Consider the following 17,478-nt stretch of genomic DNA (forward strand, 5'->3'; position numbering starts at 1 on the left):
ACGCCGTCGACGGGGCTCAGCCTCTCAGCCGAGGGCCGCCGCCGGGATCAGTAGAACGACGTATCCCGGCGCGCACACGCGCCGGGATACGTACCGGTGCCGTCAGCCGCGGGAGTTGCGCAGCATGATCGCGCTGGCCTGGACGCGGGTGCGGACCTGGAGTTTGTCGAAGATGTGCGACACGTGCACACCGATGGTCCGCTCGCTGATGAACAGCCGCTGCCCGATCTCCTTGTTGGTCAACCCCTCGGCGACGAGCGCGAGCACCTCCCGCTCGCGCGCGGTGAGAGCAGCCAACTCGTCGCCGACCGGCTCGGCCGACGCGGCGGCGCGCGCGCCGTCGGCGTCGCGCTCCTGCAGCGACACCCGGGCCCGCCCCGCCAGCTCCCGGATCTCCGAGGTCAACGGCACCGCGCCCAACCCCTGCGCCACTCCGTACGCCTCCCGCAGGAGCTTGCCCGCGGTGGCCACCCGACTGCGCCGGGCCAGCAGAGCCTCCGCCTGCCGCAGGCGGGAGTACGCCGCCGGATAGGGGTGGTTACGCCGGTCCCACTCGGCGACCGAGGTGGCCCACAGCTCGGGGTCGCTGCCGTTGAGGCGGCTCACCTCGGCGGCGCACAGGGCCAGGAAGCCCTCCACCACAGAGCGCACCGGTCGGGCCGCTCCGGCGCTCTTGCGGGCCATCCGGTCGGCGACGTCCCGCAGCCGGCGTACGGCCGTCGGGTCCACGTCCACGGTGCGGCTGGAGTGCGCCTCCGCCTCGGCGCGCAGCCCGTGCCAGACCAGGGCGGACAGGATCATCACGTCGTCGGAGCGGCTCTCGGTGAGGCCGCGCTGGACCGCCAGCCGCGCCACGTCGTGCCGGCCCTCCCACATCGCCAACCCGGACCGCAGGGTGAGCAGCGGGATGACGTGGCGGGCCCCACCGCCGGCGAGCAGGGTCGCCACCGCGTCGAGGTCCCGACCGGCGGCCTCGATGTCGCCGTAGCCCACCGAGAGCCGGCATCGGGCGAGCAGCAACTCGACGGCGTCCGCGCCGGACGGTCGGTGCCGCAGGGCCACGGCGACCACCTTCTCCGCCTCGGCCCACTGGCCCACCCGGAACAGCCCGTTGATGGCGATGGCCAGCAGTCGGGTGCCCCAGGTGCGGCCCAACCCCAGCTCGGCCACCCGCTCGGCGCCCCGCCGTGCCACCACCACGCCCTCTTCGAGGATGTTCAGCGGCCCGGTCAGCAGCTCCGCCAGGTGCAGGTAGGCGCAGGCCACGTCCTCGGGCTGGCCGGCGCGCTCGGCGGTGTCGAGGGCGTCGCGCATGACCGCCAGACCGGCGTCCGGGTCTTCCAGAAAGGCGTCGCTGAAGCCCAGCGCCGAGCTGGCCAGCACGACCTCGGTGGCGGAACCCTCCGCGTTTTCGGCCAGCGCCAGCGCCTCCCGCGCCCGCTCGCCGGCGTCGGCGTAGCGGCCCAGGTGCAGCAACAGCTCGGCCAGCCGCGCGGCGGCGGCGGCCCGGTCTCGCGGCGAGCAGTCCGCCGCCTCCAGCGCCCGCTCGTACTCCTCCTCGGCGAGCGCCGAGCGCCCCGCGGCGGCCAGGTACCGTGCCCGGCGGATGTGCAGTGCGCAGCTCGGAGCGCCACCCTGCACGGCGGCCAACTCCTCCAGCAGGGCCAACGCGCGGGCGTGCTCCCCACAGTGGTGGGCCGCCTCGGCGGCGTTGCCGAGCAGCTCGATCCGGTCCACCTCCAGCGAGCCGGAGTCGCCGGCCAGGTGCAACGCCGCCGTCCAGTGGCGGTGCGCCTCGGCGTAACCGTGCAACCGCTCGGCCTCCTGCGCGGCGGCCACCGCCGCCGGCAACGCCCGCGCCGGCTCGCCGGCCAGCCGCCAGTGATGCGCCAGCCGGGCCTGGTGCAGCTCGCCCGGCGCCGCGGTCAGCGCCTCGGCGTAGCGGCGGTGCAGCCCGGAGCGTTCGGCCGGCAGCAGCTCGTGCGCCAGCACCTCGGCGACGAGGCGGTGCCGCAGCCGGTAGCCGTCGTCGGCGCCGACCAGCAGCCGGTGCGCGACCGCGGCGCGTGCGGCGTCGATCAGCTCGTCCTCGGGCAGCCGCAACACCTCGGCCAGCAGCCAGTGCTGCACGGGCTCGACGCCCGCCGCCACCGCGTGCACCACGGCGTGCGCGTGCTGCGGCAGCGCGTCGACCCGGTCGAGGAAGATCTCGCGCAGCGTCTCGGACAGCCCGTCCCGCCCGTCGCGCAGGTCGCGGGCCAACTCCTCGATGACGAACGGGTTGCCGCCGCTGCGCTGCCACACCTGCTCGGCCGCGTCGGGCGGAAGCGCCCGGCCGACCACCGCGGCGGCGAGCTGCTCGGTGCCGGCGCGGTCCAGCGGGGACAGGTCGAGCACCCGGACCGTCCGCAGTCGGCGCAGCTCGGTGAGCACCCGGCGCAGCGGGTGCGCGCCCTGCAACGATTCGGCCCGCACCGCGGCCAGCACCGAGAGCTGGAGGTCACCGAGACCGGCCAGCAGATAGAGCAGGAGCTGGCGGGTGCTGCGGTCGACCCACTGGAGGTCGTCCAGGATCAGCACCAGCGGTCGCCCCTCGGCGATCAGGTGCAGGCCCCTGGAGACGCGTTCCAGCAGGGCGCCCGCGCCGTCCGGGCCGCCCGTCTCGTCGGCGAACATCTGCAACAGCCCGCGCACCGCCGAGGAGGTGCGCGCCTGCGCCGCGGACAGGTCCCCGTCGAAACGCCGCAGCGCCTGCAGCAACGGGTGCAGCGGTGAGGCGTCGCCGATGTCCAGGCAACTGCCGGTCAGCACCAATGCGCCCTGGTCGCGCAATCGGGCACCGATCTCACCGAGGAGGCGGGTCTTGCCCACACCGCTCTCACCGGTGAGGAAGACGGCGGCCGTCTGCCCCTGTGCCACGTCACCAAGCAGCGCCGACCGAACCGTCTGCACCAGCTCGGCCCGGCCCACGAGCGGTGCGGTGTCCACATCGCTGGCCATGGGACGCAGCCTAATCACACGCCCCCGTACCGTTCTACGGCCATCTGCCGCTTGTGGTACTCCTCGCGTCGACATTGCGACTAAAGGTTGCGGGTGGCCGACATACGTCGTTCTGCCGATCCCCCGTCAGCCCAGGAATGCCAATCTCCGAGGGTCGTCAGCCATCAGCGGGGGAAGGACCGGTGCGCACCCATGATCACTATCGTCGCCGACACGCAGCGGACCGACCGCCCACACTGGCCGGTGGCCGAGGAGAGACGGACGGTCACCGTGCTGTTCGCCGACATCGTCGGCTCCACCGCACTGGTCGACCGGCTCGACCCGGAGGACGTCCGCGGGCTGCAACGGGCGTACTTCGACACGGTCGCCTCCGTGCTGCGCCGCTGGCACGGCGTGGTCGAGAAGTACGTCGGCGACGCGGTGATGGCGCTGTTCGGGGCGCGTCACTCCGACGGCTTCGACGCGTACCGGGCGGTGCGGGCGGGGCTGGAGATCCAGGCCGCGCTGGATCGCCGGCCGATCCTCGGCGACATCACCCTGCGGGTGCGCGTCGGGGTCGCCACCGGCGAGGCGGTGGTCGACCTGGGCGACGCGGTCAGCGGCGGCCACGGCGTGGCCAGCGGCGCGGTGATCACCACCGCGGCCCGCCTGCAGGAGTACGCCGCACCCGGCGCCGTCGCGCTGTGCGCCGCCACGGCGCGGGCCACCGCCGGTCTCATCGTGCAGCGTCAACTGGCGCCGGTGCCGGTCGCCGGCCGGGTACCGCCGATGCCGGTGTGGCATGCCGCCGGCCTGGCGCGACCGGGCGCCGACCGACACGACGGCCCGCTGATCGGGCGACGTCGCGAACTGGCCAGCATCACCGACCAGGTGACCCGGGCGCTGCACGAGCGCGAACCGCGCTGGGTGTCCCTGGTCGGCCCGAGCGGCAGCGGCCGCAGCCGACTGCTGCACGAGCTGGCCCGCGCGCTGCGCACGGTGGACGGGATGCCGGTGCGCTGGTGCGTGGTGGGCTGCCCGCCGTACCCCGACCAGGTGCTCGCGCCGGTCGCCGAGCTGGTCCGCGGCGTCGCCGGCATCCGCCACGGCGACGGCCCGGCGGCGGTCCGCGACCGCCTGACCGACGCTCTGACACCGCTGTACCCGCCGGACCGGGTCGCGGCGGCGGTGGTGGCGCTGCAATCGCTGCTGACCACCCCGGACGGTTCGGCCGAGGCGCTGGCCGCCGCGGCGGTCTGCCGGGACGTGCTGCTGCGCCTGGCCGCCCACCGACCGCTGGTCGTCGCCGTGGACGACGTGGACCGTGCCGCGCCCGTCGTGAGCCACTTCCTGCACGCGCTGTTCACCGCGGCGGCGGCACGCGGGCTGCCGCTGGCGGTGCTCACCGTGCATCAGCCGCAGTGGGCCGACACCCGACCCGGCCCGGCCCGCCGCGTGCCGATCCGTCCCCTGGCCACGGTGCAGTCCGGGCGGCTGCTGCGCCACCTGCTCACCCGGGCGGGGCAACCGGTGACCCTGGCCGACCGGCTGCTGCCACTGGTGGCGGGCCGTCCCGGCCACGCGGCGGCGTACGTGCGGTCAATCGTGGACGGCGCCGACCGGGTGACGCTCCCGCTGCCCGACGCGGTCCGCCGGGCCGTCGGCGCGGAGCTGGACCACCTCGACGGTGAACGACGGGCGGTGCTGATGGCCGCTGCCACCACCGGCGGTCCGGTCTCCGGCACTGCCGTCGACCGGGCCCTCGGTTGGGCGCCTGGCCAGTCCGCATCGGCCCTACGCGGGCTGGTCGCGGCCGGGCTGCTGCTCCCCCGGCGCGCCGACGGGTACGTGTTCGCCGCGCCCGCGCTGCGCCAGGTCGCCGCCGAGCGGTTGCCCCGCGCGTTGCGGGCCGTCTTCGGCCGCCGTGCCGCCGAAGCACCGCGCCTCGACACCGTCCGCCCGGACGCCCTCGACCCCACCTCGGTCCGTCGCGCCGCGGACCGTTCCGCCGCAGATCACCCTGTCGCGGACCGCCCAGCCGACATGGCGCGTCTCGACGCCGTTCGCTCCCGGGCTGGCCGCCTCGGCGCCGTCTTCGCGGTGGTGGCCCCGACGGTCTCATCGCGCCGCACCGAACCGCCGCGCCGACGTCTCCCGACGGCGACGATGGCCACCGCACCGGCCGCGCCGAGTCGCGGGGCCATCCGCCCGGCGGGTGCCCGCCGCCTGCGCGCCGTCGCGTCCGCCAGTGACGTGCCTCCGACCCGAGCGTCCGCGACGCCGACCAACATGGGCGGGCACTGGCTTGCGGACGTGGCCCGGGCCCCGGCGACGATCCGTGCGGTGCCCACCGTGCCGGGGCCACCCGAACGCGGCGGACCCGCCGGCGTCGGCCCACCGGCCAGGGTCGTGCGCGCCGCACCCCGCCCGCCGTTGATCCACTGGCCGAACGGACTGGCCGCCGCCTGAGGGGTCAGACCGGTCGCCCGCCGAACTGCCAGTGGTGCACCTCGACGTCGGCGTACCGCTCCACGGTCAGGATGGCGCGCGCCGCGTCCGGGGTCGGCGCCCGAACCAGCGCGGCGGTGCCGAGCCAGGTGTCGCCGTCGTCGGACAGCAGCGGCCCGTACGCGATCAGCTCGTCCCGGTCGGGCGGCACGGCCAGGTCAACGGCCGGCCCCGCGCCGAGGCCGAGCACCAGATACCGGTTGCCGCCGGTCCGACCGCCGGGAAAGTCCCACATCGTGCGGCCCAGCGTGTTGCGCCACCGGCGCAGCAGCACATCCCGGTACACGCCGGCCTGGTAGTTCGGCTCGTCGAAGGCGAACGCCCGCGCGGCGCCCGGGTCGGGCACGTCGACGATGTGCACGCTGCCGGTGGCCGTGTCGCCGGACAGGGTAGGGCCGCGCGCAATCATCTCCGCCGCGAACCGGTCCATGTAGGTCCAGTGCTCGGCCAGTAACTCGTCGCGCAACGTCGCCGAGTCGGGCCGGTCGCGGTGGTAACACAGGAACTCCATGCCGCCCATTCTCGACGCCGTGCCCCACCCCCTGCGGGGCGGGCACAGCCGAGTCGTCCTACGGCACGGACGCCGAGGCCAACAGCGCGGCGGTGGGCAGCGCGAGCAGGCCGTCCGCGCCACGGTAGGCGGCGGTCAGCTCGTCGTACGCGGCACGAATGCGGGCGATCACCGCCGGCGGCTGGGTCTCCATCAGCAGGCCGGGCCCGCTGATGCCGTTCGCCGGGCCGCTCCACCACGCCTCGGGGTCGGTGCGGTGCGCCCAGGTGATCGTCTCGCACCGCACGTCGGCGAGGCCGGGGGCGTCGAGCAACCCGGCGAACCCCTCGGGGGTACGGGGAAAGTCCCGCTCCGCGTCCACCCTCGGCATCGAGGTCGGGCGGTCGACCCCGGCAGCGTCGAAGACCTCGCCCCAGAGGCTCTGCGCCTCGGGCGGCGGGTGGGGCCAGATAGTCACCGCGATCCGTCCGCCCGGCCGGACGACCCGTCGGAGTTCGGTGATCGCGGCCGCCGGGTCGCCCACGTGATTGATCACGAAGTTCGCCACGGCCGCGTCGAACTGCCCGGAGTCGAACGGGAGATGGGGCAGAGCCGCGAGGCTAACCTCGTCGGCGGACGGGAGCCGGCTGCGGGCCAGGTCGACCATGCTGGGCTCCGCGTCGACGGCCACCACACTGGCGCCGCGCGCGCACGCCAACCCGGCGACGGTCCCGGAACCGGTGCCGACGTCGAGCATTCGGGTTCCGGCATCGACGTGGGCGGCGTCCAACAGTGCCGGGGCGGGATGGGCGCACAGCAGCGCGAAACTGCCGTCGTACGCCGCCGCCCGCCCGGCCCAGCGCGACCGCTCGTGGTCATCGAAGGCTGTGGTCGTCATTCCCGCACCCCCGTGAGGATCATGATTGCCGCCACGATAGCGCCCCGTCGAGGGTCCGACGGCCCCCGCCAACGCGCCGTGCTCGCGCTGCTGCTGGCGGCCCGGTGCGAGGTCGTCTCCGTCGGCCGGATGATCGAGGAGCTGTGGCGGGGTGACGCGCCACCGCGGGCGATCGTCTCTCTCTCCACTCCCCCGCGCATCGGCGCCACCACCCGCTGAACGTCGGGTGGCCCGGCCGGCGCTCAGTCGGCGGTGAGGAAGGCCAGCACCCGGGGCCAGACCTGCGCGGCGGCGTCCGGGGCGTACTCGGCGAGGTCCGGGTCGGTGAACAGGTGTCCGGCGCCGGGATAGCGGAACACGGTCAGGTCGGCGCCGGCGTCGGTCATCGCCCGCTGCCACTCGTCGACCTCGTCCGGCGCGTCGTACGGGTCCGGGTCGGCGACGTGCAGCTGCACCGGCAACCCGGGCCGGGCCGTGTCCGGCGCGCCACCGGTGCCGTGCAGCAGGAGCAGGCCTGCGGCGTCGGGGCGCTCGGCGAGCAGCGCCCCGGCGACGCCGGCGCCCATCGAGAAACCGGCGAGGACCGTCTGCGGCGGCAGGTCGCGCAGCGCCGCGCGGGCCCGGTCGAGCACCACCTCGTGGCCGATCTTGTCGAGCAGCGCGAAGCCCTCCTCGACGGTGTCGGCGGCCGGGACGCCGTACAAATCGGGGGCGGTGACCTGGTGCCCGGCGGCGCGCAACCGGTCGGCGGCGGCACGAACGGCGGGCCGCAGCCCGTACACGGAGTGGAACAGCACGACGTGTCGCATCAGGCCATCCTGCCGCAGCCGGGCGTGGGCGCGGCTGTGGCACGCGGGGCGGGGATCAGAGCAGCGCCGTCAGCCGGGCCACCAGGGCCGTCGGCGGTGGCATCGCGGCGATCTCCTGGCTGACCTGCCCGGCGGCCGTCCGCAGGCTCTCGTCGGTGAGCAGTTGGGTCAGTGTCTGCGCGGTGATGTCGGCCGGACGCAGCGCGAGGCCGGCGCCCCGGCGGGCCACCAGCTCGGCGTTGTGCCGCCGGTCCCCCGGGCCCACCGTGGCCAGTTGCGGCAGGCCGGCGGCGAGGGCGCCGTAAACGCTGCCCGCCCCGCCGTGGTGCACCAGCGCCGCGCTCGCCGGCAACGCCTCGTCGAGCGGGATCCAGTCGACCACCCGGACGTTGCCGGGCAGCGAACGGGCCGAGCGCTCGTCGGGCCGGACCAGCACGATCTCGGCGTCCACCTGGGCCGCGGCGGCCACCACGGCGGGCATCGGGCCCCGGTCGCCGGGGCCGGTCAGGGTGCTGCGGGTGACCAGGATCCGCTGTCGCTCGCCCGGCTCGCGCAGCCAGGCCGGCAGCTCACCACCGCCCACATAGGACGTGTAGCGCATCGGCCAGCCGGCCTGGGCGGCCACGCTGGGCGGGGCCACGGCGAGGGCGGCGGCGGGTGGCGGCAGCTCCACGAGGCCGTGCCGGCGCAGCGCGGCCCCGAGCCGGGCGGTGGTCGCGCCGACCAGGTCCCGGCCGTCGAAGAGGGTGTTCTCCTGGCGTACGGCCGGCACGTCGAGCAGCGCCGCCGCCACCGCGCCGGCGACCGCGAACGGCTCGTACACCACCAGATCCGGTCGCCACCCGGTGGCCAGCGTGACGACCGGGTCGGTGAGCTGGTCGTTGAGGGCGCCGAAGAGCAGCCCGGCGCCCCGGGTGCCGGCGGTGCCGGCCAGTTCGGCGCGCGCGATCAGCGGATGGCGGGGAAGGACCCGCAGCGCGATCCGGCCGAAGTCGAAGCCGGGCGCGACGTCGTGCACGGCCAGACCGGCGCCGGCGGCGGCCATCGCCCCACCGCCGGTGGCCACCAGCACGTCGTGGCCGGCGTCGCGCAGCGCGACGGCCAGCGGCACCAGGGGAAAGACGTGCCCGACGAGCGGGGCGGAGACCACCAGCACGCGCATCTCGCGGATCCTATGTCGACACCGCTGGTCGCGGTGCCCCGTTGACCCCGCGCCGCCGCGCCGTCAGTCGCCGTTCAGCCGCCGTCACGCTGGTCGACGATGCGGCGCATTTTGCCCATCGACCGTTCCACCGAGTCCGGGGCGAGCACCGCCACCGCGACGCTCACCCCGATGGTGTTCTTCACCAGCTCGACCAGCGCCGCGCCGGCCCGCTCGGCGGCGTCCACGGCCACCCCGACGCGCCGCTCCACCCGTACGGTCAGGGTGTCCAGCCGGCCCCGCCGGTCGAGGACGCACTGGAAGTGCGGCGACAGCTGCGGCGTGCGCAGGATCAGCTCCTCGATCTGCGTGGGGAAGACGTTCACCCCGCGAACGATCATCATGTCGTCCGTCCGGCCGGTGATCTTCTCGATCCGGCGCATCGGCCGCGCGGTGCCGGGGAGCAGCCGGGTGAGGTCCCGGGTGCGGTAGCGCACCACCGGCATCGCCTCCTTGGTCAGCGAGGTCAGCACCAGCTCGCCCCGCTCACCGTCGGGCAGCACTACCCCGGTGACCGGGTCGATGATCTCCGGGTAGAAGTGGTCCTCCCAGAGGTGCAGCCCATCCTTGGTCTCGACGCACTCGGTGGCCACGCCGGGGCCCATCACCTCGGAGAGCCCGTAGATGTCGACCGCGTGGATGTCCAACCGCTGTTCCATCTCGCGCCGCATGTCCTCGGTCCACGGCTCCGCGCCGAAGATGCCGACCCGCAGCGAGGTGGTGCGGGGGTCGACGCCCTGGCGCTGCATCTCGTCGACGATGGCGAGCATGTAGCTGGGCGTGACCATGATGACCTCGGGTTCGAAGTCGCGGATCAGCAGCACCTGCCGTTCGGTCATGCCGCCGGAGACCGGGATGACCGTGCAGCCGAGTTCCTCGGCCCCATAGTGGGCGCCCAGGCCGCCGGTGAAGAGCCCGTAGCCGTACGCGACGTGCACGCGGTCGCCGGGACGGCCACCGGAGGCGCGGATGGACCGGGCCATCAGCCGGGCCCAGGTCCGCAGGTCGTCGCGGGTGTAGCCGACCACTGTGGGTCGACCGGTGGTGCCGGAGGAGGCGTGCAGTCGGGCGACCCGCTCCCGGGGTACGGCGAACATGCCGAACGGGTAGTTGTCGCGCAGCTCCGCCTTGCCGGTGAACGGGAAGCGGGCCAGGTCGGCGAGGTCGCGGCAGTCGTCGGGGTGCACGCCGGCGGCGTCGAACGCCTGGCGGTAGTGCGGCACGTGGTCGTACGCGTGCCGCAACGACCAGCGCAGCCGTTCGCGTTGCAGGGCGCGCAGCTCGTCGATGTCGGCGCGCTCGATCGGCTCCAGCTCTTCGGGACGAGGGGTGCGGTCCTGCATCGCCTGCCTCCTTGCGCGACGGTCCCGGTGCGGGCTGCGGGTACCGTACGCCCGCCGTCGCCCGGGCCGGCGGGGCGGTCAGCGGGCGGCTGGCAGCCGGTGCAGGGCGTCGACCAGTGGCGCCAGCTCGGGGGTGGCCTCCGCCTCGGCGAGCGCGTCGGTGAGGACCCGGTCGTGGGTCGGTCGGGTCTGGGCGAGCAGCTCGGAGCCGGCCGGGGTCAGCTCGGTGTAGATGCCGCGCCGGTCGTCGGCGCAGAGGATCCGGGTGAGCAGCCCTCGCTGCTCCAGGCGGGTGACCAGCCGGGTGGTGGCGCTACCGGAGAGCGCGGCGGCGCGGGCGAGCTGGCTCATCCGCATGTGCCAGCCGTCCTGGCGGGACAGCGCGTCGAGCACCGTGTATTCGACGACGGACAGGCCGTGGCCGGCCTGCAGGGCCCGCTCCAGGGACGTCTCGATCAGCCCGTGCAGGGCGGCGAGGGTGCGCCAGCCCTGCGCGCGGATCTCGACCGCGTCGTCGGCGATGCCCATGGCGGCCTCCTCGGTGTGATCTGAACGGGCCCCAGGCTACCACGCTTGCGCCGATATCAAGCGCGTGCAAGTATTTCTTTGCCGGCGCGTGTAATTGCACGCGCCGCATATCTGTTCCCCTCCCGATGGGAAGACGATGTCCGTACGCCACAAGTCCCTGCCGCCCGGCCTGATCGCGCTGGCCATCGGCGCCTTCGGCATCGGACTCACCGAGTTCGTGATCATGGGGCTGTTGCCCGAGGTGGCCGCGGACTTCGCGGTCACCGAGCCGGTGGCCGGCTGGTTGATCTCCGGCTACGCGCTCAGCGTGGCCGTCGGCGGGGTCGCCCTCACCGCGGCGGTCACCCGACTGCCCCGCAAACCCGTGCTGCTCGGCCTGATGGTGCTCTTCATCATCGGCAACCTGCTCTCCGCCGTCGCCGGCGACTACGCCGTGATGATGGCCGGTCGGATCGTCGCCGCGCTCTGCCACGGCGCGTTCTTCGGCATCGGCGCGGTGGTCGCCGCCGGCCTGGTCGCACCGGCCCGCCGGGCGGGCGCCATCGCCATGATGTTCGCCGGCCTGACCATCGCGAACGTGCTCGGCGTGCCCTTCGGCACCTTCCTCGGGCAGCACTTCGGCTGGCGGTCGACGTTCTGGGCGATCACCGCCATCGGGGTGGTCGCCCTGATCGGGCTGGCCCTGCTCATTCCCACCGGCGACACCGCGGACGCCGACCGCCCGGCGGGCGGGCTGCGCGGCGAGTTGCGGGCCTTCACCCACCCCCAGGTCTGGCTCTCCCTGGTGATCACCGTCCTGGGCTTCGGCGGAATGTTCGGCGCGTTCACCTACATCGCCTACACGCTCACCGAGGTCAGCGGCTTCGCCACCAGCACCGTGCCGTGGCTGCTCGTCCTCTTCGGAGTGGGGCTCTTCGCGGGCAACCTGCTCGGCGGCCGGGCGGCGGACAGGTCACTGTCACGCACCCTGGTCACCGTCCTGGCGGTGCTCACCGTGGTGCTCGTCGGCTTCGCGCTGACCGCCACCAACCCGGTGCTGACCATCGTCGCGCTGGTGCTGATGGGTGGGTTCGGCTTCGCCACCGTGCCGCCGCTGCAGATGCGGATCATGCGCTACGCCCACCAGGCGCCGACCCTGGCGTCCGGGGCGAACATCGCCGCGTTCAACCTCGGCAACGCGTTGGGCGCCTGGATCGGCGGGGTGACCATCGCCGCCGGACTCGGTTACACCTCGCCGATCTGGGCCGGCGCCGCGCTCACCCTGGCCGGCCTGGGCGTGCTCCTCGGGGCGCTGCGGCTGGCCCGTCGTAACGAGCCGACCCGGGCCGACGCGAGCCTGGTGGACACGACGGTCTGACCCCGCCGGGAGGACAACGCCGGGCCGGGCAGATGCCTGGCCCGGCGTCGCTCTGATCATCGCCCTGCCATCTTCCCGCAATTGCAAAAGATGTGCAACAAGGTGTGGACAACGCCCTGGGCCCGTAACTAGCCTGATCGCTATGAGTCCTTACATCGCGGATCCCTGGGCCTGGCAGGAGAGCTGGGACCGCCAGCAGGAGGCCTACCTCCCGGACCGGGAACACCGGTTCACCGCCATGCTCGACACCGTCGAAGCGGTCCTCGACGGCCGGCCGCCGCGGGTGCTCGACCTGGCCGGCGGCACCGGCACCATCTCGCTGCGGACCCTCGCTCGCTTCCCCGCCGCCGAGGCGACCCTGGTCGACCTCGACCCGGCGCTGCTCGCCATCGCCAGCGCCTCGCTGGCCGACCGCGCCACCATCATCACCGCCGACCTCGGCGCCGCCGAATGGCGCTCCACGCTCCCGCACCAGGAGTACGACGCCGTGCTCACCGCAACCGCCCTGCACTGGCTGCCGGCCGACCGACTCGGGCAGCTCTACGCCGAGCTGCGCGACGTGCTGCGACCGGGCGGCGTCTTCGTCAACGCCGACCACATGCCGGACGACACCCTGCCGGAGCTGACCAAGCGGCTGATGGACCGGGCCCGGGACCGGCGCAACGCCCGTTACGCCGCCGGCTCGATGCTGTCCTGGTCGGACTGGTGGGAGCGGGCCGGCGCCGACCCGGCGCTCGCCCCGCTGGTCGCCCAACGACACGCCATCTACCCGACCGGGCACAGCCCCGAGTGGAACCCACCGGTCTCCTGGCACCTGGCCGCGCTCACCGCGGCCGGCTTCAGCGAGGTCGGCACGGTCTGGCGAGGCGGCCCGGACGCCGCCGTCGCGGCAGTTCGCTGACGAAGGCAGCGCGTTGACGCCGCCGCACGCCAGCAGCGGGTTGACGCCGGCCGGCGCCGGCTGCGGGTCAAGGCTGCCAGCGCCGGCAGCGGGTTAAGGCGGCCAGCGCCGGCGGTGCGTCGAGGCGGCCAGCGCCGGCGGTGCGTCAACGCCGGCTGGCACCGGCACTACGCTGAGGAGCCGTGCCAGAGCCGTTCGAGCCGCGTACCGACCCCGACGTCGACCTGCGGGTCCCCGCCGACCGTCGCGAGCTGACCGCGCGCCCCGCGACGATTCTCGCCGCGATCGCGGCCGGCGGGGCGCTCGGCGCGCTGGCCCGGGCCGGTCTGCAACACGTCGCCCCGCACGCGCCGACCGCCTTCCCGTGGGCGACGTTCGGCGTCAACGTGTCCGGCTGCCTGCTGATCGGTGTGCTGATGGCGGTGCTCGGGCACCTCGACGGTGGGCACCCGCTGGCCCGCCCGTTCCTCGGGGTCGGGGTGCTCGGCGGGTTCACCACGTTCTCCACCTACGCGGTCGACGTCCAGCAGGCCCTCGTGGCGGGCGCACCGGGCGTCGCGCTGGCGTACCTCGCCGCGACGGTGCTCGGGGCGCTCGTCGCGGTCGGGTTGGGCGACGCCGCCACCACCGGACTGCTGCGACGCCGGGTCGCCCAGTGACCGTACTGCTCATCGCCCTGGGGGCGGCCGTCGGCGCGCCGCTGCGCTACCTCACCGACCGGGCCGTGCAGTCCCGCCACGCCTCGGCGTTCCCCTGGGGCACGTTCAGCGTCAACGTGGTCGGGTCGCTGCTGCTCGGCGTCCTGGTCGGGTGGCCGGTCGACCCCGCGGTCAGCGCGCTGCTCGGCACCGGGTTCTGCGGCGCCCTGACCACCTATTCCACCTTCAGCTACGAGACGTTGCGGCTGACCAAGGGTGGTCATCGGCTGCTCGCGCTGGCCAACGTGCTCGGCAGCGTCGCGGCCGGGCTCGCCGCGGCCACCGCCGGCTACGCCCTGGCCCGCGCCCTGGTGGGCTGACCTCCGGACGCCATGCCCTGAGCAAGGAGCCGACCGAGAACACCCCGAGGGTATATACGCGAGGTATACCCTCGGGGTAGTCTCCCTGGCATGAGCGTGCCACTGACCCTTCTCGGCCTCCTCGAACGGGAGCCCAGCCACGGCTACGACCTGAAGCGCGACTACGACGCGTTCTTCGGTCGGGGCAAGCCACTGCCGTTCGGCCAGGTCTACTCCACCCTCAGCCGCCTGGCCCGCGACGGCAAGGTGGTGATCAGCGATGTGGCGCCCGGCTCTGGCCCCGACCGCAAGCGCTACGTCATCACCGACGTCGGCGCGACCGAGGTCGAGCAGTGGCTGACCCAGCCGGTCGACCCGGAGCCGCACCTGCAGACGGTGCTCTTCGCCAAGGTCGTGCTCGCGCTGATGCTGGACAGGCCGGCCGCTGAGTACCTCGACACCCAGCGCAGCGCGCACCTGCAGCGGATGCGTGAGCTGACCGAGATCAAGCGCGCCGGCAGCCTGGTCGACGCGCTGCTCGCCGACCACGGCCTGTACCACCTGGAGGCGGACCTCCGGTGGATCGAGATGACCGGCGCCCGCCTGGACGCCCTGCGGAAAGAGGTGCGGCCATGAGCGTCGTGATCGAAGCACGGGACGTGGAATTCGCCTTCGGCCAGACACCCGCCCTGCGGGGCGCCAGCGTCGCCGTGGAGGCGGGCGAGATCCTCGCCGTCATGGGCCCCAGCGGCTCTGGCAAGTCCACTCTGCTGCACTGCCTGGCGGGCATCCTCGTGCCCAGCTCCGGCGAGATCCTCTTCGACGGGGCCCGGGTCGACGCCATGCCCGAGACCCAGCGCAGCAGCCTGCGTCGCGACCGGTTCGGCTTCGTGTTCCAGTTCGGCCAACTCGTTCCAGAGCTGACCGCGGTGGAGAACGTCGCCCTGCCCCTGCTGCTCAGTGGCGTACACCGCAAGCAGGCGTTGCCCAAGGCGTACGCCTGGTTCGCGCGCCTCGGCCTGGACGGCCTGGAGCAGCGGCGCTCGGGCGAGCTGTCCGGCGGGCAGGCGCAACGCGTCGCCCTGGCCCGGGGCCTGGTCGCCGAGCCGCGGGTGCTCTTCGCCGACGAGCCGACCGGCGCGCTCGACTCGCTCACCGGCGAGCACGTCATGGACCTGCTGGTCGGCGCCGCCCGCGAGCAGGGCACCACGGTCATCCTGGTCACCCACGAGCCCAGGATCGCCGCGTACGCCGACCGTGAGGTCATGGTCCGCGACGGGCGCGTGAACGCGCCGGACCGGATCGCGTCGTGATCCGCTTCGGGCTGCGCCTCGCCGTGGCCGGTGGGCGCGAGGCGCTCACCCGCCTGATCGTCATCGCCGCCGCCGTCGCCATCGGCAGCGGGCTGCTGCTGACCACCCTCGCCGGGGTCAACGCGGTCGACGCCCAGCTCACCCGGTACGCGTCGATCTATCCCCAGGCCTCTACCGCCGGTGCCGCCGATCCACTGTGGTGGTCGACGCGGGACGACTTCTTCCGCAGCAAGCAGATCCTCCGGATCGACGTCGCCGCCACCGGATCGACCGCGCCCACCCCGGCCGGCGTCCCGACCACTCCGGGCCCCGGCGAGTTCTACGTCTCGCCGGCGCTGCGGGAACTGTTCGCGGCACACCCGGCCGACCACCTGGCCGACCGATACCCGGGGCGTGACCTCGGCACCGTCGGACCGTCCGGGTTGACCTCACCGGACACCCTGCTCGCCATCGTGGGCGGCACGCCGGACAGCGTCGCCAAGCTGCCCAACTCCCGGCAGGTCGACAACCTCGATGACAAGCCCGCCCTCCCCGAGACCGCGGTCAACCTCATCCTGGGCGTGATCGCCGGTGGGCTGCTCTTCCCGGTGCTGATCTTCATCGGCACCGCCACCCGGCTCAGCGCCGCCCGCCGGGAGCAGCGCTTCGCCGCGATGCGCCTGGTCGGCGCGACACCCCGGCAGATCTCGACGGTCGCCGCCGTGGAGGCGGCCGCCGCCGCCGTCGCCGGCACCGCCGTCGGCTTCGGCCTGTTCTACGCCTTCCGCGACACGCTCGCGGGCATCCCGTTCACCGGCATGCCGTTCTTCCCCGGCGACATGTCGCTGGGCCTGCTGAACGTTCTGCTCGTGGCGCTCGGCGTCCCGGCCGGCGCGGCGCTGGCCGCCCAGGTCTCGCTACGCCGGGTACGGATCTCGCCGCTGGGCGTCACCCGCCGCGTCACCCCCCGCGCCCCGCGCGCGTACCGGCTGATTCCGATGGTGCTCGGCGTCGCCGTGCTGGTGTTCGCCCTCGGCTACCGGCCCGAGACGTCCGACGGCCAGACCGCGCTGTTCCTGCCCGGCCTGCTGCTCATCATGGCCGGCCTGGTCCTCGCCGGCCCGTGGTTGACGATGGTCGGCGCCCGCGTCCTGGCCCGGTACGCCAACCGCCCGGCCACGCTCATCGCCGCGCGACGTCTCGCCGACAACCCGAAGGCCGGCTTCCGGGCGATCAGCGGGATCATGCTCGCGCTCTTCGTCACCAGCGTCGCCGTCGGTGTGATCACCACGATCGTCGACGAACGCGGCCCGGCCCCGATCGGCTCGACCGACGCGGGCACTGTCACCACCGTCTTCGACGAGAAGACGACGTCGGTGCCCGACACGCTCTTCGCCGAACTGCACGCGATCACCGGCGTGCGGTCCGCGACCGCCATCCGGGAAGCCCCGGACATCAACACCGGCGGCGAGGGCGGGGTGATCGCCTGCGCCGACCTGCCGAGCGCGTACGGCAGGTGCGCCCAGGGCGCCGTCGTCATCGAGGTGCCGATGGGTCTGAGCCGTTGGCAGGAGTCGGCGTCGTCCACAACGGAGTGGCGCGCGGCGTCGATCACGCTCGACGAGCTCCAGCGGCTGCCGGTGAGCTCGGTCGTCGTGGGCACGGACGGCTCGGCTGCCGCTATCGAGCGCGTCCGCACCGTGCTGGAGGTCGCCTTCCCGACCTTCTGGGTGGGGCCGAACGTGCCCGGCGACTTCGAGTCGGACTTCGCCGACACGCTGCGCGGCTGGGAACAACTGGCCAACGTCATCATCGTGGCCAGCCTCGCGCTCGGCGGGTGCAGCCTCGCGGTCAGCGTCATCGGCGGTCTCACCGAACGCCGCCGTCCATTCAGCCTGCTGCGCCTCAGCGGCGCACCGGTACGGGTCCTGCGTCGGGTGGTGGCGCTGGAGAGCGCCGTACCGATGCTCGCCGTCGCCGCCCTCGCCATCGGGATGGGCCTGCTCGCCGCGCACCTGTTCCTGCGGGCACAGATGGACTACACGCTCATCGCGCCCCAGCCGCGCTTCTACGTGATCGTCGTCGTCGGACTGGTCGCCTGCCTCGGCGTCATCGCCTCCACGATGCCGCTGCTGGAACGCGTCACCGGGCCGGAGACCGCCCGCAGCGAGTAGT

Annotated in this window: 16 protein-coding genes; 9 read left to right on the top strand and 7 right to left on the bottom strand. The window is 74.0% G+C overall.

Features of this window, described 5'->3' with window-relative positions; genetic code table 11:
• Positions 1 to 102: 102 nt before the first annotated feature.
• Positions 103 to 3,000 carry an AAA family ATPase gene (locus ABZT87_RS20205; RefSeq protein WP_354862755.1) on the bottom strand — a complete coding sequence of 966 codons (2,898 nt, stop codon included), beginning with the start codon at positions 2,998 to 3,000 and terminating at the stop codon, positions 103 to 105.
• Between the two features lie 192 nt (positions 3,001 to 3,192).
• Here ABZT87_RS20205 and ABZT87_RS20210 point away from each other — a divergent pair, with 192 nt between their 5' ends.
• Positions 3,193 to 5,448, top strand: a complete 2,256-nt coding sequence (locus tag ABZT87_RS20210; protein WP_355137305.1) for an adenylate/guanylate cyclase domain-containing protein — start codon at positions 3,193 to 3,195, stop codon at positions 5,446 to 5,448.
• A 4-nt stretch (positions 5,449 to 5,452) separates the two neighbouring features.
• Here ABZT87_RS20210 and ABZT87_RS20215 read toward each other — a convergent pair whose 3' ends face one another.
• On the bottom strand, positions 5,453 to 5,998 hold the full coding sequence (locus ABZT87_RS20215) for a YciI family protein (RefSeq protein ID WP_355067752.1): 546 nt from the start codon (positions 5,996 to 5,998) through the stop codon (positions 5,453 to 5,455).
• A gap of 58 nt (positions 5,999 to 6,056) precedes the next feature.
• Positions 6,057 to 6,875, bottom strand: coding sequence for a class I SAM-dependent methyltransferase (locus ABZT87_RS20220; RefSeq protein ID WP_355137307.1), 819 nt, complete (start codon positions 6,873 to 6,875; stop codon positions 6,057 to 6,059).
• A gap of 21 nt (positions 6,876 to 6,896) precedes the next feature.
• On the opposite strand from ABZT87_RS20220, the gene ABZT87_RS20225 reads away from it, so the two are divergent.
• Entirely contained in the window at positions 6,897 to 7,094 is a 198-nt protein-coding gene (locus ABZT87_RS20225; protein WP_355137309.1) for a hypothetical protein, read from the top strand.
• Between the two features lie 23 nt (positions 7,095 to 7,117).
• On the opposite strand, the gene ABZT87_RS20230 is transcribed toward ABZT87_RS20225, so the two are convergent.
• The 4 genes from ABZT87_RS20230 to ABZT87_RS20245 all read right to left on the bottom strand — a co-directional run bounded on the left by ABZT87_RS20230 (position 7,118) and on the right by ABZT87_RS20245 (position 10,756).
• The gene (locus ABZT87_RS20230) at positions 7,118 to 7,684 is read right to left on the bottom strand and encodes a dienelactone hydrolase family protein (RefSeq protein ID WP_354862748.1); all 567 of its coding nucleotides are present in this window, start codon (positions 7,682 to 7,684) and stop codon (positions 7,118 to 7,120) included.
• A 55-nt stretch (positions 7,685 to 7,739) separates the two neighbouring features.
• Positions 7,740 to 8,846, bottom strand: coding sequence for a nucleotide disphospho-sugar-binding domain-containing protein (locus ABZT87_RS20235; RefSeq protein WP_355137311.1), 1,107 nt, complete (start codon positions 8,844 to 8,846; stop codon positions 7,740 to 7,742).
• 74 nt (positions 8,847 to 8,920) lie between these two features.
• Positions 8,921 to 10,228, bottom strand: a complete 1,308-nt coding sequence (gene paaK, locus ABZT87_RS20240; protein WP_355137313.1) for a phenylacetate--CoA ligase PaaK — start codon at positions 10,226 to 10,228, stop codon at positions 8,921 to 8,923.
• A 78-nt stretch (positions 10,229 to 10,306) separates the two neighbouring features.
• Complete coding sequence (locus ABZT87_RS20245) at positions 10,307 to 10,756, bottom strand: MarR family transcriptional regulator (protein ID WP_124816318.1); 450 nt, start codon at positions 10,754 to 10,756, stop codon at positions 10,307 to 10,309.
• 136 nt (positions 10,757 to 10,892) lie between these two features.
• Here ABZT87_RS20245 and ABZT87_RS20250 point away from each other — a divergent pair, with 136 nt between their 5' ends.
• The 7 genes from ABZT87_RS20250 (at position 10,893) to ABZT87_RS20280 (ending at position 17,477) form a co-directional block, all read left to right on the top strand.
• Positions 10,893 to 12,113 (top strand): MFS transporter, encoded by a 1,221-nt coding sequence (locus ABZT87_RS20250; protein WP_354862244.1) that lies wholly within the window; start codon positions 10,893 to 10,895, stop codon positions 12,111 to 12,113.
• 142 nt (positions 12,114 to 12,255) lie between these two features.
• Positions 12,256 to 13,014 carry a class I SAM-dependent methyltransferase gene (locus ABZT87_RS20255; RefSeq protein WP_355137315.1) on the top strand — a complete coding sequence of 253 codons (759 nt, stop codon included), beginning with the start codon at positions 12,256 to 12,258 and terminating at the stop codon, positions 13,012 to 13,014.
• Between the two features lie 182 nt (positions 13,015 to 13,196).
• Positions 13,197 to 13,673, top strand: coding sequence for a CrcB family protein (locus ABZT87_RS20260; RefSeq protein ID WP_355137317.1), 477 nt, complete (start codon positions 13,197 to 13,199; stop codon positions 13,671 to 13,673).
• The gene (crcB, locus tag ABZT87_RS20265; protein ID WP_355137319.1) at positions 13,670 to 14,032 is read left to right on the top strand and encodes a fluoride efflux transporter CrcB; all 363 of its coding nucleotides are present in this window, start codon (positions 13,670 to 13,672) and stop codon (positions 14,030 to 14,032) included. The genes ABZT87_RS20260 and crcB overlap by 4 nt, the downstream gene beginning before the upstream one ends.
• 90 nt (positions 14,033 to 14,122) lie before the next feature.
• Positions 14,123 to 14,647: a PadR family transcriptional regulator gene (locus ABZT87_RS20270; protein ID WP_354862237.1), complete on the top strand. Its 525-nt coding sequence runs from the start codon at positions 14,123 to 14,125 to the stop codon at positions 14,645 to 14,647.
• Positions 14,644 to 15,324 (top strand): ABC transporter ATP-binding protein, encoded by a 681-nt coding sequence (locus ABZT87_RS20275; protein ID WP_355065307.1) that lies wholly within the window; start codon positions 14,644 to 14,646, stop codon positions 15,322 to 15,324. The genes ABZT87_RS20270 and ABZT87_RS20275 overlap by 4 nt, the downstream gene beginning before the upstream one ends.
• Positions 15,321 to 17,477: an FtsX-like permease family protein gene (locus tag ABZT87_RS20280; RefSeq protein ID WP_355137321.1), complete on the top strand. Its 2,157-nt coding sequence runs from the start codon at positions 15,321 to 15,323 to the stop codon at positions 17,475 to 17,477. The genes ABZT87_RS20275 and ABZT87_RS20280 overlap by 4 nt, the downstream gene beginning before the upstream one ends.
• Position 17,478: the final 1 nt, after the last annotated feature.

Origin of the sequence: Micromonospora sp. NPDC005237 (genome assembly GCF_040607775.1) — a bacterium.
Classification (GTDB): domain Bacteria; phylum Actinomycetota; class Actinomycetes; order Mycobacteriales; family Micromonosporaceae; genus Micromonospora.

What these genes read in the sequence shown, in the direction of transcription:
- ABZT87_RS20205 (WP_354862755.1), bottom strand. Translation starts at nt 3,000, where the DNA reads ATGGCCAGCGATGTGGACACCGCACCGCTCGTGGGCCGGGCCGAGCTG.
- ABZT87_RS20210 (WP_355137305.1), top strand. Translation starts at nt 3,193, where the DNA reads ATGATCACTATCGTCGCCGACACGCAGCGGACCGACCGCCCACACTGG.
- ABZT87_RS20215 (WP_355067752.1), bottom strand. Translation starts at nt 5,998, where the DNA reads ATGGAGTTCCTGTGTTACCACCGCGACCGGCCCGACTCGGCGACGTTG.
- ABZT87_RS20220 (WP_355137307.1), bottom strand. Translation starts at nt 6,875, where the DNA reads ATGACGACCACAGCCTTCGATGACCACGAGCGGTCGCGCTGGGCCGGG.
- ABZT87_RS20225 (WP_355137309.1), top strand. Translation starts at nt 6,897, where the DNA reads ATGATTGCCGCCACGATAGCGCCCCGTCGAGGGTCCGACGGCCCCCGC.
- ABZT87_RS20230 (WP_354862748.1), bottom strand. Translation starts at nt 7,684, where the DNA reads ATGCGACACGTCGTGCTGTTCCACTCCGTGTACGGGCTGCGGCCCGCC.
- ABZT87_RS20235 (WP_355137311.1), bottom strand. Translation starts at nt 8,846, where the DNA reads ATGCGCGTGCTGGTGGTCTCCGCCCCGCTCGTCGGGCACGTCTTTCCC.
- paaK (WP_355137313.1), bottom strand. Translation starts at nt 10,228, where the DNA reads ATGCAGGACCGCACCCCTCGTCCCGAAGAGCTGGAGCCGATCGAGCGC.
- ABZT87_RS20245 (WP_124816318.1), bottom strand. Translation starts at nt 10,756, where the DNA reads ATGGGCATCGCCGACGACGCGGTCGAGATCCGCGCGCAGGGCTGGCGC.
- ABZT87_RS20250 (WP_354862244.1), top strand. Translation starts at nt 10,893, where the DNA reads ATGTCCGTACGCCACAAGTCCCTGCCGCCCGGCCTGATCGCGCTGGCC.
- ABZT87_RS20255 (WP_355137315.1), top strand. Translation starts at nt 12,256, where the DNA reads ATGAGTCCTTACATCGCGGATCCCTGGGCCTGGCAGGAGAGCTGGGAC.
- ABZT87_RS20270 (WP_354862237.1), top strand. Translation starts at nt 14,123, where the DNA reads ATGAGCGTGCCACTGACCCTTCTCGGCCTCCTCGAACGGGAGCCCAGC.
- ABZT87_RS20275 (WP_355065307.1), top strand. Translation starts at nt 14,644, where the DNA reads ATGAGCGTCGTGATCGAAGCACGGGACGTGGAATTCGCCTTCGGCCAG.